Here is a 15,702-nt window from a genome sequence, read left to right as displayed (position 1 = left end):
GTTGGCTACTTCGTGAAAGGAACATGCAATGACTGCACAGTCAGCAACAACCAGTGCGCGCACTTTCGGGTTTGCCATCCATAACTTGTTGCGCCTTCGCCGAAACCTTACTCCGCTGTTTTTCAGCACGTTCTTGCCGGTATTTTTCTACCTGCTCTTTGGCACCATGATGGATTTTGGCGATGCCTCCTTTAAAGGAGGAAACTTCGCCGCCTTAGAGATGATTAGCATGGCCCTCTACGGCGGCGTGGCAGGATCCGTATCTGCCGCTGGCTCCGCCGTGACAGATACCAAGACTGGGTGGGCGCGCCAATTAGCACTTACTCCCCTACACCCACGGCAGATTCTGTGGGCAAACCTCACATCAATCGGCTTTCAGGCACTGCTCCCCATCACCGCGGTGTTTATCACCGGTGCCATGACACAAGCTGCAATGCAACCACAGCAATGGGTTTTAGCCATTATCGCCTGCGTCCTAGTTTCCATTCCCTTTGGCTTTTATGGCTTGGTGTGGGCCATGGCTTTGCCCACCGACAATTCTGTCGCAATCGCCTCGACCTCCGTTGTCCTCTTCCTCTTTGCCGCCAATGTATTCACTCCACTTACCGAGCCGCTAATGGAATTGGGCCGCTTCACTCCCCTCTTTGGCCCGGTTGTACTCGCCCAGTGGCCCCTTGCAGAAGGCATGCAGTTTCTTAACGGGGAGGAAGGCACAGTGTCGCACCCCATGTGGGCCGCATGGTTAAACTTCGCGGTATGGACGACCATCTTTCTCACCGCTTGCCTGGTGCTGCGCTCCCGCGACAAGGCGCGCCGTTAATGGACCCCTTTCGCGAGCCGTGGCGCGGTTTTAGCCTCAATAGCGCTCTTTTCGCCAGCGTATGGTTGGTCTTCCTCGTTCCCGGGTTGGTGATGACCTTTGCCGCGCCGGGCACGACGCTCACTGAACGAATTGGGGCTTCTGCGTGCGTTTTAGCGTTTAGTGCTGTCTACTTCTTTTCTTTTGGCGCAGTGGGCTACTACCCACGCGGATGGCGGTTAGGACAGCGGATCGGGCTTTACTGGGTGTCGCTCGCGGCCATTGCAGCGATATCAATTGGTTTCTTCGGGATAATAGCCGTCACGTTTGTGCCTTACCTTGCGGCGCTGCTCGGCTTTAACCTTCCGCTACGCCGAGCATTAGCGCTTACCCTGCTCGTGGGGACCGTGCTCGCCACCACCACGTGGTTCTTCGCTCCTGAAAGCACCGGCTGGGCCCTGATAGTCCTCTTCGTCTGGCCAATACTACTAGTGCTGCTAGGTACATTTTCCCAGCGCGAAGATAGCCGCGCTGAATTGGAGCATGAATTGGACTTGGCACGCCAACGCGAGGATATCGCTACCGATGTTCACGATCTCTTGGGCCACTCTTTAACCGTTATCAACCTCAAATCAGAGCTTGCCCGCCGTCTAATAGATTCGGATCCGCAACGGGCGCAGCAGGAGCTCCAGGAGGTGAGCACGCTTTCTCGGAGAGGCTTGGCGGAAGTCCGCTCCACAGTAACCCGGATGCGCATGCCCACTTTTGAAGGAGAAATCCACGCAGCCCAAAGGGCACTCGAGACTGCAGGCATTGCATCGCACTTGCCATCTGCGGCCAAAAGTGCTGGGCTTTACGACGCCGAATTTTCCTGGGCCCTGCGCGAGCTAAGCACAAACGTGGTCCGCCACTCAGGCGCAGCGCACTGTTGGGTCCAGGTGACAGACCACCAACTCCAAGTGGTGGACGATGGCTGCGGGTTTGACGCTGACGAAAGTCTTTCTCGTGCCCACGGTGGGATTGTCGGTTTGCGCAAACGTATAACAGATGCTGGCGGACAGCTGCTCTTTGCGCACCGCAATGGCTGTACTCTGGCCCTGGTTACTATGAATGGCGACACGGACTTTCTTCCTCTTACTACCGCCGGAGGCTCAGGTAATGACTGATCCCATCCGAGTTCTCATTGCTGAGGACCAATCATTGGTGCGTGGGGCGCTAGTTGCCCTCTTAGATACAGAGCCAGATATCAGCGTTGTGGCTGAGTGCGCAACGGGCGCGGAGGTTGCGGGGCTCGTCGCCAAGCATGGCGTCGACGTTGCGCTACTTGATATTGAAATGTCCGGTAAGAACGGTCTTGATGCGGCCGCTGAACTTGAGGGCACGGGTTGCCGCAGCCTGATTGTCACGACCTTTGGTCGCAGTGGCTACGTCAAACGTGCTTTGGAAACGGGCGTAGCTGGCTTCGTGGTCAAGGACACCCCACCCGAACAACTTGCCGAAGCCATTAGGCGAGTGCACGCCGGTCTAAAGGTCATCGACCCTGCGCTGGCCCAAGAGACTATTTTCACGCCCGACAATCCACTAACCGCACGCGAAAAGGAGATCGCATGTCATGTCTTGGAGGGAAGCGACACCCGCCGGATTGCCGGACACCTTCACCTGAGCACTGGCACAGTGCGCAATATTGTCTCTTCGCTCATCGCCAAAACAGGAACTGGGAACCGTTTTGAGGCAGCAACTACGGCACATGCCCGGGGGTGGATATAGAAAAAGGGGAGCCCGCTGCGGGTCCCCTTTATTGCTTGGTTTCCTATTCTGGCTTCTTTAGCTCGAGGACATTGACCATGCCCTGAAGAACCACGTCCATCACCTTGGAAGCTAGGTTGAAGTAGAAATTAGCCGAGTGATGGCGCAGGGCTCCTACGGTACTCAACTGCGAGAGGCCGTGGATGCAGGCCCACAGCACCGCAATCTGGGTAAAAAGAATCCATGGCGATCGAGGTCCATTCGACTCAGAAATGGCATCGCGCGCCAGATTCATGATGAAGGTAAAGGCCTTACTCATATCAAATGGCTGCTCAGTATCGCTGGACTCATCGAAAGAGACGGGGACAATCGAGCGGCTTGATACTTCAATGAGAGCGACGAAGCCGACAGGGTCTTCCAGCGCATACTCCAGATATCCGAAGCCGGTTGCCTTAATATAATCCAGCCCGTGGGATCCTTCTGGCACGGCCTGGTTCTGGCGCATGATCGCTAGCGTATTGGCTTCATCCAAAGACTCTTCCAAAGAACGCAGCAGGTGAGAAACACCATCGAAAAGATGCTCCGCGTCTGCCAAATCTACGCCTGCTCGCGCAGCAGCTGAGCCGAGATACAAGCCAGGAAGACCGTTATAGGCAATCTTTTCGGCCGCACCACGGAAGATGGCTGCACGCTTTTCCTCAGCCGTAGACTTTGGCATGTCCTTTGCTGCTGTAGTAAACGGTTCCGCTGGATCCCCGACGGGTGCTAGCGGTTCAAAGGGCGCAATCTCCCCGTCACGCAAGCTATCTTCCAACCCAGAGAATAAAGTCTCAATGCAAGCATTGAAGGTCTGCTTCTTCGCCGCAGGCGAGAGATGACGCATAATGCCGAACGTGGCCAAGTGCGTAATACCCTGCAGCTCAGACAAGTAAGTAAGTGATTGGATCACTACCAGGCGGTGCTCAAAATCGCCGCGTGCTGCAATAGCTGCTTCCCGCATGTGCTCAAGCATCCAGCGGAAGGTGGGCGGGAAGGCATCAAAGCTTTTCACCTCTTCGATGCCGTCCTCAAAGTTGGGAAAGCTCGTTACCGTCTCGCAGTTGTTATAGGCTGCAAAGTAAGTGGGGTTATCAACTGCCCAGTTGAAGTAGACCTTGGCAGACTCGCGAAGTTTCTGAAGCGCGGTCGCGTCATCCGGCAATTTATTGAGTGCATCGTAGGCCGCTACTCGGAGACGCTCATCCAAGAACCGGCTGGTCTGAATGTAAAGGTCGTGGTCATCTTCAAAGAAAGACTTAGCTTCATCGACTGGAACAGCGATCTGCTCCGCCACAGCACAAACCTTTAAAGCGTCGCGCCCACCCTTAGCCAGGATACGGGCACTCTGCTCCAACAAGCGCTGCTTAGTGGAGCCCGCATGGGAAACGGCGCCTTCAAGATTGTTCACAAATATAATCCTAGCGCTCTCATGCAAAATTGCTTGGGATACGTTCACTTTATAAGTTGAGTCTCTCACAAAAAGGCGGGAGCACCTATATAGTCCTTTACCAGCTTTATGCCGCTGGTCTTTATATAGCTTTGGCCCCCCTGCCCTGGCGGGCTGGGGGGCCAAAATAGAAGGTAGCCATTCGCCCTTTAAGTGGGCGAAGCTATTTACTCGTTACCGATCTTGCCGTCAGCTGCGTCACGAGCCTTGTCGATCTGGTCAGCCTTGTCTTCGCCCAGCTTGCCCTTAGCTGCGTCAGCTGCCTTGTCCAGGCCCTTGTCGCTAAGCTCTTCGCCCTTGTCGGAATTCAGTGCATCCTTTGCCTTATCGAAGATACCCATGTGGTTATCCTTTCTTCTAGTTGTAGCTTTATCTAATAGCTGCCGTGTCCGGCAACACGCCCCAACGTACCGACACTTGGGCCAACATGCCACCGAAAAGTTCTTTGGGTCACTAGACCAAATAAGTTTTACTACTCCATATCCAAGTTGCCCTCAGGGGTATGTGGACACCCCCGCAGCCTAACGACCACCCAATAGGGCCTGCTGCTTTAGCCCGGCCCTAGCTATGCTTAAGGAAAAGCGGTGAAGTATTTTAGCCAAAGGCCAATTTTCCTAAGTCTTGCAAATGATAGCGTTAGACGGTATCGACGATTCTCCGACGAAGGCACTGCACCATGGCTTCCACTAACCCAGCGCGACTATCTACTCCGGAGACGGGCATGGAATTCTTTGGCTTAGTATGGCCGGGCAAGGAGGCAGCTCGAGCAGCTGCTAGCACCCCTCTGCCACGCCATTTCACGCGTGATTCTGCGCTCAGTACAGCTGTCGGCGCTGACAACGCGATTATTGCCGCAGATAATCTTCCAGTACTTCAGGAACTTGCCAGCCGCGGAGAGCTCTTTGACGTCATTTACATAGATCCTCCCTATAACACCGGAAAAGACTTTGTCTACCGCGACAATTACCGTTTGCGCCGGCAGATGCGCTCGGGGAGCTATGCAGAGTGGCACTCGCAATGGTTGTCTATGATGCTTCCCCGGCTCATCTTGGCCCGGCAAGTATTGTCAACAAATGGTTTTATTTTCGTATCCATTGGAGAGGACGAAGTAGCCAATACCCGCAAGGTACTCGATGAAGTTTTTGGAGAGGAGTGCTTTGCCGGCCAATTGATTTGGAAAAAGGCCGGCACCGGTAAGAACGATTCTAAGTACGCGGTGGTAGAGCATGAATATATTCTGTGCTACGCCCGTACTCCTAACAATCCCGGTTTCAATGTCGATCTCCAAGGCCATACTTCCACCAAATACAACCATGAGGACGACAAAGGGAAGTATTCCTTGGTGCGTTTGGACTCTAAAACCCTTGGATATCTTCCCTCCCTCGACTTCCCTATCTCCGGTCCCGATGGCAAGGAGTATTGGCCGCACCAGCCGGCGGGAAAAGAAAAGGTCGCCCGTTGGCGCTGGGGCCGAGATAAGGTTGAGCAGCGCTTCGATGAGCTCGTCTTCCGGCGAGGTTTTGTCTATACCAAGAACTATCAGAAGGTGGGAGCGCGCCCACGCTCTATCCTTGACGGGGAGCGCTTTGGAGTGACCCGTACCGGCCGCCGCGATGCTGAGGACATCATGGGGCTAGAGGGCGTTTTCGAGTTTCCCAAGCCGGTGCGCTTGATTAAGCACCTCATTTCCATTGCGGGTGGAAAGGATGCGCGCGTCCTAGACTTTTTTGCGGGATCCGGCACCACTGCGCAGGCAGTAGTAGAACTCAATAACGACGATGGGGGCACTCGGTCTTTTCACCTTGTGCAAATTCCCGAGCCTACCTCCCCGCGTAGCGCTGCGCATCGCGCGGGCTTTTCTACCGTGGCAGACATTTGCATTGAAAGGGTACGCAAGGTTCCAGGCGCTAGCTTTCATGTCTATAGACCGGACTAAGTCTGTGCGGTACCGGACGGGCGACCGGGAATACCGAAGAAGTCTAGGACGCGGTCGGTAGCAAAGAATTTGCCTACCTCATTGTGCGCGTCTGCTGTACCACCGGGCCATACGTGTGAGCCTCCGGCGATACGGATGTGTTCAAGCGGTGCGGTACAGCCGCTCCACTTCATATCGAGTGCATTGTTGACCAGGCGGGTCGTATCGACCTTGGTAGAGCAACCATTGCGTTTACGGTCTTGTTCCAGCACGGATTCCACGGAATAGTACTTGGTCTTATGGCGCGTTCCACCGTAGTAACCCACCACGGGATCCACGGTGCCGTGAATATCCAATCGCCCCACGGGGGAATGGGCACAGTCTTTAAGAATATCTTGGTAGTAGGCAGCGGAAACGGTAGCCACGGACTTAAAAACATCGGGCATCTGACAGGCCAGGTAGGCGGCAAACCCGCCGCCGTTCGACATGCCGGTAGCAAAAATCCGGGAGTCATCTACCCTATACGTTGCTCGAACGGCATCAATGATGTCGCGAACAAATTTTTTGTCTTCTGCGGTTGACGTCTTGGCATAAGGAGCTGGGCTCCAAGCCTTCTTTTTACCTTCTGCGAAAACAGTGATGGCATCAGCGGCATCGAGGCGGGAATAGCCACGGAGATTTTCGGCAGATTGACCCCAGCCTGGAAAGGCCAGGACGATGGGCCACTTTTTCTCCCCCGTGTAGTCCTTGGGCACGCTGAGGATAAAGGAACGGCCCGATGGCAGATTAACGGTGGTATAGCTTCCTGGTTCGGGTCCGCTTAGCGGTGCGGAGGTTGGAATCCCTAGGTTTTTCGTCTCAGTTGGGCCTGCTTGGGGCGCGGAGTCGGGCGAATCGGCCGAACATGATGCGCCGGCAACCGCAAGGAAACTCACTGCTACCGCACCAACTAGGGCCCGTAGCGACCTCGCGTTCATCTCTGTCGTCCCTTCTGCCATGCGGTCCATAGTTGCTTATAACGGCCACCATAATCTAACAGTTCGTGGTGACTGCCTTGCTCCACCACCCGCCCGTTAGCCATCACGGCGATGCTATCGGCTCGTGCGGCTTGGTCTAATCGGTGCGCCACTATCAGTGCGGTTCGCCTACGGGTGACCTCTGTCGCGACTTCTTCCAGAGCTTCCGCCCCCACCGAACCGGCCTCTGCGGTGGCCTCATCCATGATGACGATCTTGGGATCTAAAAGCAATATTCGCGCCAGCGCAAGCTGCTGTGCTGCTACTGGGTCAAGGCGGATTCCCCGAGCTCCAATGACCGTATCTAGGCCCTCCTCTAACCGCGCATACCACTGTGCGCCGACGCGCTGTAGTGCATCTTCCATTTGTGCGTCTGAGGCTTGCGGGGCGGCCAAGGACAAATCTTCGCGCAGGGTTCCTGAGAATACGTGAACCTCTTGGGAAATCATCGCTAAACGCGCCACCCTTTCGGAATCAGAAAGGGCCGATACCTCTACTCCATCCACCAAGACTGTTCCGGTAGCCGGGACTCGCAGTCCGGCCAGAAGAGCAGCGACCGTGGTCTTTCCCGCACCAGAGGCTCCCACTAAAGCTACGGTGTGTCCAGCGGGAAGCTTAAGGTTCACGTCTTGCACAGCCCAGCCGCCGTCATCGTAGCTGAAGCTCACTTCTTTTAATTCGGCAACCCCACCTGGGGTCGGCGCGCCGAAGTCTGGCACCGCCCGTGGCGGATCCATGACCACCCCAACTATTCGAGACAGAGACGCATAGCCGGATTGAACGGTATCGATTACTCGCATCAATCCCATAAGCGGGCCCCGCAAGCGAATAAGAAGGAGCATGGCCGCGGTGACTGCGCCAACGGTGAGCGCCCCAGCCTGCACCACCCAAAAGCTGATGAGCAAACCGCAGACCAGCATAACTAACTCGATGACCGTCATCCATAGCTGCAAGACCATCATTGTCCTTCGCGCGGCGTACCCCTTGTCCACCACCTGTGCGGAGGCACGTTCAATCCCAACGTGCATCTGATCTTCCATGCCAAAGGCGCGCACAGTCTTTCGCCCGCGAATTGCCTCCAGGAGTCTGCGCGCCCGTTCCGCCATGGCAGCGCGTTCGTCGGTATAGCGCTGCGGAGCGCGCTGCAGGTACTGGCGCGCGGCAAATACATAAAGCGGCGCAACTGCACCTACGACCAGTAGGTATTGCCAATTGAGGCTGATTAGTGCCACCCCCGTAGTTGCGATAGCGAAGGCAGATTTGGCCAGCACGGGGACGGTCTCGGTGACGGCAGCAGAGAGTTCTGCTACATCATCGGTAGAGCGAGAGACCAAATCCCCAGTGCCGGCTTCCTCCACACGGTGGGTAGGCAGGCGGAGAGCGGTAGAAACCATATCTTCGCGCAAAGCGGAGATCACGCGTTCGCTCAGGCGCGAAAGGACATAGAACCCTGCCGCGGAAAACAATGCCGAGACCGCGGCCACCAGAACTAAGGAAATACCAATGGGTACAATGGCGCCCTGAGTAATGACTGCGTCGACGATCTTTCCCAACAGGATGGGAATCGCTACATTGCTGCCGGCCCCTGCGGTAAGCAAGGCTAAGGCCGCTGCGGCTTGGCAGCGGGCACCGGGGACGCCGGAAAGCTGGCGACCCACTTCCTTACGCACTTGAGGCCAGGAGGCCGTAGGAAACCGCATCATAGCTCTGCCCCTACTGCTGCCCACGCCGGCGAGGTGGTGAAGACAAGCGTGGGCTTAGGCCCGCGGTGATGCGCCACCCGCTGGGCAATTTCCTGCTCGGTCACCGAGTCCACGGCGGTTGTTGGATCGGCTAAAACTAAGATCTCCGCGTCCGCCGCAATGGCTCGTGCCAGCGCTACGCGCTGTTGTTGTCCGCCGGAGAGGTTTCGGCCGCCTTCTCCCGCCTGGCGGTCCAACCCGCCCGGTATATCTTCGCCCGCAGCTACGAAGAGGGCTCGTTGTGCCCTTGCGCTATCCGGATGAATATTGTCCCGCACAGTCCCCTCAAAAAGCATAGTTTCGTGTGGAACAACCAGGAACCGCTCGCGCGGCAAGAAGATGAGATCCTCTGGAATAGGCTCGGGCACCACGTTGACCCCAGGAGCGAGGGCCGGAACCTGCGGTTCACTTTTCTCTACCCCGGGTGCGGCGAGGACGGCAATAATACGCTCTGCGCTTGACTGTGCGGCCGCCCACCGCGAAGCGATATTTCGGCCCAGCATCGTCATCGGGGTGATAATGAATTGCGTGAGGCCGATAACCGTAATGAGTTCACCTACGCTCACCATGGAGTGCATGGCCATCACGCCTGCACCAATGCCCACCGCAATGACATACACCGAGCCCACAATCTCCGTAGTCGCATTAAGTCGCGCTTGGGCAGCATTGGCCTCTACTGTTCGTTCGAAGGTAGCTCCAGACACCGTGGAATATCGGTTACTGACAGTGGCTACTGCACCCAGGCCCTTAAGGAGCCGCAGGCCCTGGACCACATCGGTGGCCATGGAACTGGCCTTCGCCAACGCCGCTTGGCGGACTCCGGAACGCGTACGCAGAGGCTTTGCCGCCCGCACAGAGCCCCACACCATTAACGGCCCGCCACACAAAATAGCGATGCCTAAAGGCAGGTTAATACGGCTAGCCATGATCGCCACATACACAATGGCGGTGATCTCAGCGACGGGAAAGACCGTCATCATTACGGCATTCTGCACGCGCCGTGCGTCCGTGGAGGCGATGGCCAGCAGCTCGCCGGCGCTGCGGGGCTCGCCTGCAATGCCCCGCGGATCCTGAATCCTATCCGTGATGGCCATGCGAACATCGTGCCCAATTACTAGCATGGCTCGCGCGTTAAGGCCGCGTCCGAACCATGCGGCTATGGCATTAAGACCAAAAGCTGCTCCCAATACCACCAGCCACATGCCTAGTCGGTCAACGTCACCTTCCGAGACAGCTTCATCAATGGCATGTCCCACTATCACTGGAGTCGATCCGTTAAGCAGAAAAGATACAGCCATGCAGAGTGCGGCCGGCACAGTGAGGGATGGACGAGAAAAGACAGTCTTTAGCAGCCACCTGGGATCTGATGGTGCAGGAAGTGTCCTCATAGGCAGCCATTCTAATTCGCGGTAGGTTAGATGGGTTATGTCGACTCGCCGCCCCAATCCCAGCCACTTCCCTAGCTACCGCAAGCCCTCCACTAGACAAGGCCCTGGCTTCCGCGATGCCGCACAACGCACCGCTTCCGCTCAGGCCTTCCGTCACGGCGCGAGCACCTATCACGATGTGCGCCCCGGCTATCCGGACGAGGTTTCTGCCCTTATCGCTGACGCCCATACCGTTGCCGATATCGGGGCCGGAACTGGAAAACTCACCGCGTCCCTCCCCAATGCTCAGGTTTTTGCGCTAGAGCCTTCCGCCGATATGGCTGGAATCCTCGCAGCGCAGCTCCACCTGCCAGTCCTTCGTGCTACGGCCGAAAACACCGCGCTTGCCGACGCCTCCTTAGACGCCGCCTGCCTCGCCCAAACCTGGCACTGGGTCGACGTACCAGCCGTCTGTGCAGAGCTTGACCGCGTCCTCGCGCCGGGCGGGAAGATTCTCCTGGTGTGGAACACGCTTGATGTCAACGCGGACCCCTGGATCCTGCGGCTCTCGCGCATAATGCACTCTGGCGACGTGCACAAACCGGGTTTTTACCCCACCTACACCGCACCGTGGGTTTTAGACCGTGAATTGCGCTTGACCTGGGAACACGAACTTACCCCCGAACAGCTTCACCAGCTGATGCACACCCGATCCTATTGGCTGCGCAATGGCGAGGCCATCCATGAACGCATGACCCACAACCTGGATTGGTACCTCTACGAGCACATGGGGTTTAAACCGGGGCAAAAACTACGCATCCCGTACCGCACGGATGCCTTCGTGCTGGTACGGGATTAGGATTAGAGCAGGACCTGCGCCAATAGCGAGCCCACCACGCAGGAGGTGAAGACCGAAATCGCTCCAGGCACAAGGAAGGAGTGGTTGATGACGAACTTGCCAATGTGGGTAGTGCCCGTGCGGTCGAAGCCGATGCAGGCTAGATCGGAAGGGTAGGTTGGCAAGATGAAGTAGCCGTATGCTGCGCCGTAGAAACCAACGATGATGGCGGGATCGATGCCGAGCTGCAGGCCAATCGGAGCGATGGCAACTAGGGCGGCTGCCTGGGAGTTAACCAGCTTGGACACGATGACCAGTACCACCGCGTAGGCCCACGGGGCGGCCTCCACTACGGACCCGAGGTTGGACTCCAGGGCATCGATATGGGCTTCGAAGAAGGTATCTGCCATCCATGCCACACCAAAGACCGAGAATACTGCGGTCATACCGGCCTTAAAGACTGGCGTGGACGCGATCTTCTTCGGGTCAGCCTTGCAGCTAAGCAGGATGATTGCGCCGGCAACAAGCATGACCATTTGGATAGCCAGGTTCATCGAAAGCGGGCTCAACTCGCCATCATCGCCAGGGACCAGCGGGCGCAGGAATTCGAACGCACCGAGCGCCACCACGCTGGCGATAGCCACGAGGAAGATAACTACCGCTCGTTTTGCTTCTGGCGAAAATTCCTCATCCATGAGCGACCCGGTGGACTGGTGAATGCTTTCTGCAAACTCCGGGTCCTTCATTCGCTCCTGGAATGCTGGGTTCTCGTCCAAGTCCTTGCCGCGGCGCAGCGACCACAGCGAGGCAAGAATGACACCGGCAAGCGAGGCGGGCATAGCCACCATGAGGATCTGCGGAATGGAATAGGCGTGATCGATAGCGCCGGCATTTTCCGCGATGATGGACGCTAGGGATACGGTGGCCACAGACACTGGAGAAGCCGTAATACCCATTTGAGCCGACGTCGATGCCACGGCCATGGGACGCTCTGGACGGATGCCCTTCTTCAGGGCAATATCCTCGATGATCGGAAACATCGTGTACACCACGTGACCCGTACCGCACAGTACCGTCAGGAACCAAGTGGTCAGCGGCGCGAGGATGGTAATGCGCTCTGGGTGGGCACGGAGAAACTTCTCGGCAAATTGCATCATCACTTCCAGGCCGCGCGCCTGTTGCAAGGTGGCCGCGCAACCAATGACCGCAATGATGGTCAGCATCACGGACACCGGCGGCTCACCCGGGGCGAGGCCGAAGACAAAGACCATGAGCATCAAACCGATGCCGGAAATAAGACCAAGTCCTATACCACCATAGCGAGTGCCCAATAGCAGGGCGCTGAGGATGATGATGACCTGGAGCACGATGGCCAGAATTGAATCTGGCGCAATTACGCTGGCTAGCATGCTGAGCCTTCCATCACGAGAGAATGATTAACTGGTTATATCCTATTCAGCCCCACATAACCGGACATAAACGGAAAGGCGAGCGAATTCTCACACCGTGTCCGGTGTAAAAATCGCTCGCCTGGATGCTATAATCCCAGCGTAACGGGCATACTGCTACCGCTTCTTTCCGCGCCTCTCCCTCACTCGCACGGCGATGCGGATAGGCGTTCCGTGGAAGCCAAACCGCTCGCGGAACTTGCGCTCGAGGTAGCGGCGATACGCCGCGTCCAAGAAGCCCGTCGTAAACAAGACGATGGTCGGCGGCTGAGTCGAGGCCTGCGTGGCGAACAATACGCGCGGCAGGCGGTTATTCTTCATCGGCGGCGGGTTAGCCGCGATAGCCTCACGCAGCCAGTTATTCAGCTGGCCCGTGGACACACGCTGATCCCAGCTTTCCAGTGCCTCAATCATGGCCGGCTCCAGCTTCTGCAGCGCGCGGCCCGTTTCCGCGGAGATATTCACACGCGTAACCCACGGCAAGTGGCTCAGCTGCTGATCAATCTCGCGGTCCAGGTAGTAGCGGCGATCCTCATCCATGAGGTCCCACTTATTAAACGCAATCACCAGTGCCTTACCCGCCTCGAGCACCATATTGAGCACGCGCTGGTCTTGCTCGGAGATCTCCTCAGAGGCGTCGATAAGCATGATGCAGACCTCAGCAGCATCGATTACGCCGCGGGTGCGCAAGGACGCATAGTACTCATGCCCCTGCGCATTCTTTACCTTCTTGCGCAGGCCCGCGGTATCAATGAACTTCCACAGCTGCTCATCCAGCTGCACTAGAGAGTCCACCGGATCCACGGTGGTTCCCGCGACGTTGTCGACCACGGAGCGCTCCTCGCTGGTGAGCTTATTCAGCAGCGAGGACTTGCCGACGTTAGGCTTGCCCACCAATGCGACGCGGCGAGGTCCAGAGGTAATCGCGGTCTGCCGAGGTTCTTCAGGGAAGACCCGCAGAATCTCATCGAGCACGTCCGCACCGCCGCGGCCATGCTGGGCGGATACGGGCCACGGATCGCCCAAACCCAAGGCATAAAATTCCGCCATATCTGCGTACTGATTATCGGAATCGAACTTATTCGATACCAAAATCACTGGCACAGGCGATTTCTGCAAGCGGCGGGCCATAACCTCATCCGTCTCCGTGATGCCCACCTTGGTGTCAACCACCATAACGATGACATCGGCAGTTTCCATGGCGACTTCTGCCTGGCGGGCAATCGCCGCATGGATACCCTTCACGTTGGGATCCCAGCCACCGGTGTCCTGCACCAAAAAGCGCTGGCCATTCCAGTCCGCAACATAGGAGATACGGTCACGGGTAACGCCTGGGTGGTCCTCTACCACCGCTTCGCGGCGGCCAAGGAAACGGTTAACCAAGGAGGACTTACCTACATTTGGGCGCCCGACTACGGCCACCGTGCACAATGCTTCCTCGGTGTGATCATCGGATTCCACACCGAAAGCACGGGAGAGTTCTTCCCACTCCTCTTCGCTCAGAGGTTCTTCTGCGTGCGCATCGTCGCCATAATCGGCCTCTCCGAATTCCGAGTCATCGAAGTCATAGTCGAATTCCTCGGTATTGAAATCATCGGCGGCCCAACCAGGAGAGGCTTCTACCACCTCATCATCGAACTTACCGGCTGGGTAATGAAACTGAGTCTCCGACTCTTCCTGGGGATCGTGATTAGTCATTGGCAGACTCCTTTACCACGTTAATCAGAGCTTCCAGCACATCCTCTGGGCTCATATTGGAGGTATCGACTAGGGTTGCGTCTTCCGCTGGGCGCAGTGGTGAGGTCTTGCGGGAAGAATCCGCAGCGTCCCGGCGCTGGACATCCGCAAGTACCGTCTCGTAATCCGAAGCGATGCCCGCCTTTTCATTCTGGGCTTGGCGGCGCTGCGCGCGGACCTCGGCAGAGGCAGTCATGAATGCCTTTGCGGGGGCGTCGGCAAGCACCACAGTGCCAATATCGCGTCCTTCTACAATCGCGCGGTGAGCCTCGCGGGCAAGCTTGCGCTGCAGCGCAACCAGATTCTCGCGCACCTCCGGAATGGCAGATACGGCGGAAACATTACGGGTGACTTCGTCTTCTCGAATAACGCGCGAGACGTCCTCGCCACCGAGGAGAACCTCGGTGGAGTCCGGGTCATCGGATACCCCCAAGGGCAGATTGGCCGTAGCCGCAATAACCGCGGCGGTGTCAGCAGGGTCGACGCCTTCACGCAGCACAGCAAGCGTTGCCACTCGGTACATAGCACCAGTGTCGACGTACTTTGCATCCAGCTGCTTGGCCAGCGCACGGCACGTGGTCGACTTTCCAGTTCCAGATGGGCCATCCACGGCTAGGATGAGACCCTCATTCGGCATATTAGAAATCATTACATCTCCACCGCCTTGTACAGGCTAGTCAGCTCGCTGGAATTGAGGGCACGCAGGCCGCCAGGCTTCATATCGCCCAGCTGGACTGTATGCAGCTTGGTGCGCACCAAGCGCTGCACGGGGAAGCCCGCTTCCTTCAACATGCGGCGCACGATATGCTTGCGGCCTTCATGCAGCTCGAGACGCACCAGCGAATACCCCTGGTTGGTATCAACTACCTGAGCAAAGTCGGCCTTTGCCAGTCCGTCTTCCAGCTCGATGCCTTCCTTGAGCTGTCGCACGAGCTTCCTATCGGCCTCACCCAATACAGTGGCGAGGTAGGTCTTAGTCACCTCGTACTTAGGATGCATCAAGCGGTTGGCTAACTCGCCATCATTAGTGAGGATGAGCAGGCCTTCCGTATCAGCGTCGAGGCGGCCGACATGAAAGAGTCGCTGGCCGGCTGCGACCTTTTCTGAAACCACGTCACCCACGCACGGGCGCCCTAGGTCATCAGACATGGTGGACTGCATGCCGCGCGGCTTATTGAGCACAAAATATTCGTGCTTTTCATTGACATTGACGCGCACACCATCTACTCGGATGACATCAACGGAGGGATTTACCTTGACGCCTTGTTTGGCGATGATCTTGCCGTTGACCTCAACTCGGCCGGCATCGATGAGGATTTCTGCGTGGCGGCGGGAAGCGACGCCCGCCTTGGCGAGCACCTTTTGGAGGCGCTCTCCCTTGGGCTTGTCTTCATCGACCAGCCAATCGGCGCCCAATTCGCGGGCTACGGATTCTGCGGTAGCCTTCTGCTTTTTCTTTGACACATGCTGGTGACGGGCCGGCTTAGCATTGGAGACAATGATGTCACTGTCTCGCTGCTTCTTATCCGGTGTGCCGTCACGGCGAGCGGGAGGAGTCACGTACGTGTCCTTTTCTCTCGAAGATATGAAATTACCTGGGCAATCCTA

14 protein-coding genes are annotated in these 15,702 nt (G+C 57.1%); 5 read left to right on the top strand and 9 right to left on the bottom strand.

Annotation, left to right across the window (positions count from 1 at the left end):
* The first annotated feature begins 28 nt into the window (after nucleotides 1-28).
* From QP971_RS01625 to QP971_RS01615, 3 genes are read left to right on the top strand one after another with little or no spacing between them, the layout of a single operon-like run.
* Nucleotides 29-820 (top strand): ABC transporter permease, encoded by a 792-nt coding sequence (locus tag QP971_RS01625; RefSeq protein ID WP_284788677.1) that lies wholly within the window; start codon nucleotides 29-31, stop codon nucleotides 818-820.
* The gene (locus tag QP971_RS01620) at nucleotides 820-1,965 is read left to right on the top strand and encodes a sensor histidine kinase (protein WP_284810667.1); all 1,146 of its coding nucleotides are present in this window, start codon (nucleotides 820-822) and stop codon (nucleotides 1,963-1,965) included. The genes QP971_RS01625 and QP971_RS01620 overlap by 1 nt, the downstream gene beginning before the upstream one ends.
* Nucleotides 1,958-2,566 (top strand): response regulator transcription factor, encoded by a 609-nt coding sequence (locus QP971_RS01615; RefSeq protein ID WP_284791919.1) that lies wholly within the window; start codon nucleotides 1,958-1,960, stop codon nucleotides 2,564-2,566. Before QP971_RS01620 ends, QP971_RS01615 begins: the two co-directional genes overlap by 8 nt.
* 43 nt (nucleotides 2,567-2,609) lie before the next feature.
* On the opposite strand, the gene QP971_RS01610 is transcribed toward QP971_RS01615, so the two are convergent.
* Together QP971_RS01610 and QP971_RS01605 are read right to left on the bottom strand one after the other, a co-directional pair.
* The gene (locus QP971_RS01610; RefSeq protein ID WP_284810665.1) at nucleotides 2,610-3,992 is read right to left on the bottom strand and encodes a hypothetical protein; all 1,383 of its coding nucleotides are present in this window, start codon (nucleotides 3,990-3,992) and stop codon (nucleotides 2,610-2,612) included.
* 206 nt (nucleotides 3,993-4,198) lie between these two features.
* Entirely contained in the window at nucleotides 4,199-4,372 is a 174-nt protein-coding gene (locus tag QP971_RS01605) for an antitoxin (protein WP_080970414.1), read from the bottom strand.
* Between the two features lie 335 nt (nucleotides 4,373-4,707).
* Between QP971_RS01605 and QP971_RS01600 the strand changes: the two genes are divergently transcribed.
* Nucleotides 4,708-5,967, top strand: a complete 1,260-nt coding sequence (locus QP971_RS01600) for a site-specific DNA-methyltransferase (protein ID WP_284791921.1) — start codon at nucleotides 4,708-4,710, stop codon at nucleotides 5,965-5,967.
* On the opposite strand, the gene QP971_RS01595 is transcribed toward QP971_RS01600, so the two are convergent.
* Genes QP971_RS01595 through QP971_RS01585 form a run of 3 tightly spaced genes read right to left on the bottom strand, consistent with a single transcriptional unit; the run spans nucleotide 5,964 to nucleotide 10,002 of the window.
* Nucleotides 5,964-6,944, bottom strand: a complete 981-nt coding sequence (locus QP971_RS01595; protein WP_239274552.1) for a CE1 family esterase — start codon at nucleotides 6,942-6,944, stop codon at nucleotides 5,964-5,966. The two genes, QP971_RS01600 and QP971_RS01595, sit on opposite strands and share 4 nt — an antisense overlap.
* Nucleotides 6,920-8,662, bottom strand: a complete 1,743-nt coding sequence (locus QP971_RS01590) for an ABC transporter ATP-binding protein (protein ID WP_284791933.1) — start codon at nucleotides 8,660-8,662, stop codon at nucleotides 6,920-6,922. The genes QP971_RS01595 and QP971_RS01590 overlap by 25 nt, the downstream gene beginning before the upstream one ends.
* A complete protein-coding gene (locus QP971_RS01585) occupies nucleotides 8,662-10,002 on the bottom strand; it encodes an ABC transporter transmembrane domain-containing protein (RefSeq protein ID WP_349010344.1) in 1,341 nt (446 codons plus the stop codon). The genes QP971_RS01590 and QP971_RS01585 overlap by 1 nt, the downstream gene beginning before the upstream one ends.
* Nucleotides 10,003-10,129: 127 nt before the next feature.
* On the opposite strand from QP971_RS01585, the gene QP971_RS01580 reads away from it, so the two are divergent.
* Nucleotides 10,130-10,930, top strand: coding sequence for a class I SAM-dependent methyltransferase (locus QP971_RS01580; RefSeq protein ID WP_284810661.1), 801 nt, complete (start codon nucleotides 10,130-10,132; stop codon nucleotides 10,928-10,930).
* Nucleotides 10,931-10,932: 2 nt separating this feature from the next.
* On the opposite strand, the gene QP971_RS01575 is transcribed toward QP971_RS01580, so the two are convergent.
* From QP971_RS01575 to QP971_RS01560, 4 genes are all read right to left on the bottom strand, one after another.
* The gene (locus QP971_RS01575; RefSeq protein WP_284810660.1) at nucleotides 10,933-12,318 is read right to left on the bottom strand and encodes an anaerobic C4-dicarboxylate transporter; all 1,386 of its coding nucleotides are present in this window, start codon (nucleotides 12,316-12,318) and stop codon (nucleotides 10,933-10,935) included.
* A 156-nt stretch (nucleotides 12,319-12,474) separates the two neighbouring features.
* The gene (der, locus tag QP971_RS01570; protein ID WP_049378105.1) at nucleotides 12,475-14,055 is read right to left on the bottom strand and encodes a ribosome biogenesis GTPase Der; all 1,581 of its coding nucleotides are present in this window, start codon (nucleotides 14,053-14,055) and stop codon (nucleotides 12,475-12,477) included.
* Entirely contained in the window at nucleotides 14,048-14,743 is a 696-nt protein-coding gene (cmk, locus tag QP971_RS01565; RefSeq protein ID WP_049378104.1) for a (d)CMP kinase, read from the bottom strand. Before cmk ends, der begins: the two co-directional genes overlap by 8 nt.
* Nucleotides 14,743-15,654 (bottom strand): pseudouridine synthase, encoded by a 912-nt coding sequence (locus QP971_RS01560; RefSeq protein ID WP_284810659.1) that lies wholly within the window; start codon nucleotides 15,652-15,654, stop codon nucleotides 14,743-14,745. Before QP971_RS01560 ends, cmk begins: the two co-directional genes overlap by 1 nt.
* Nucleotides 15,655-15,702 lie beyond the last annotated feature (48 nt).

The sequence above is a fragment of the Corynebacterium marquesiae genome, from assembly GCF_030229635.1.
GTDB lineage: Bacteria > Actinomycetota > Actinomycetes > Mycobacteriales > Mycobacteriaceae > Corynebacterium > Corynebacterium marquesiae.
The sequence above is the reverse complement of the archived record's forward strand: the minus strand, read 5'-3'. Positions and strand labels throughout refer to the sequence as shown.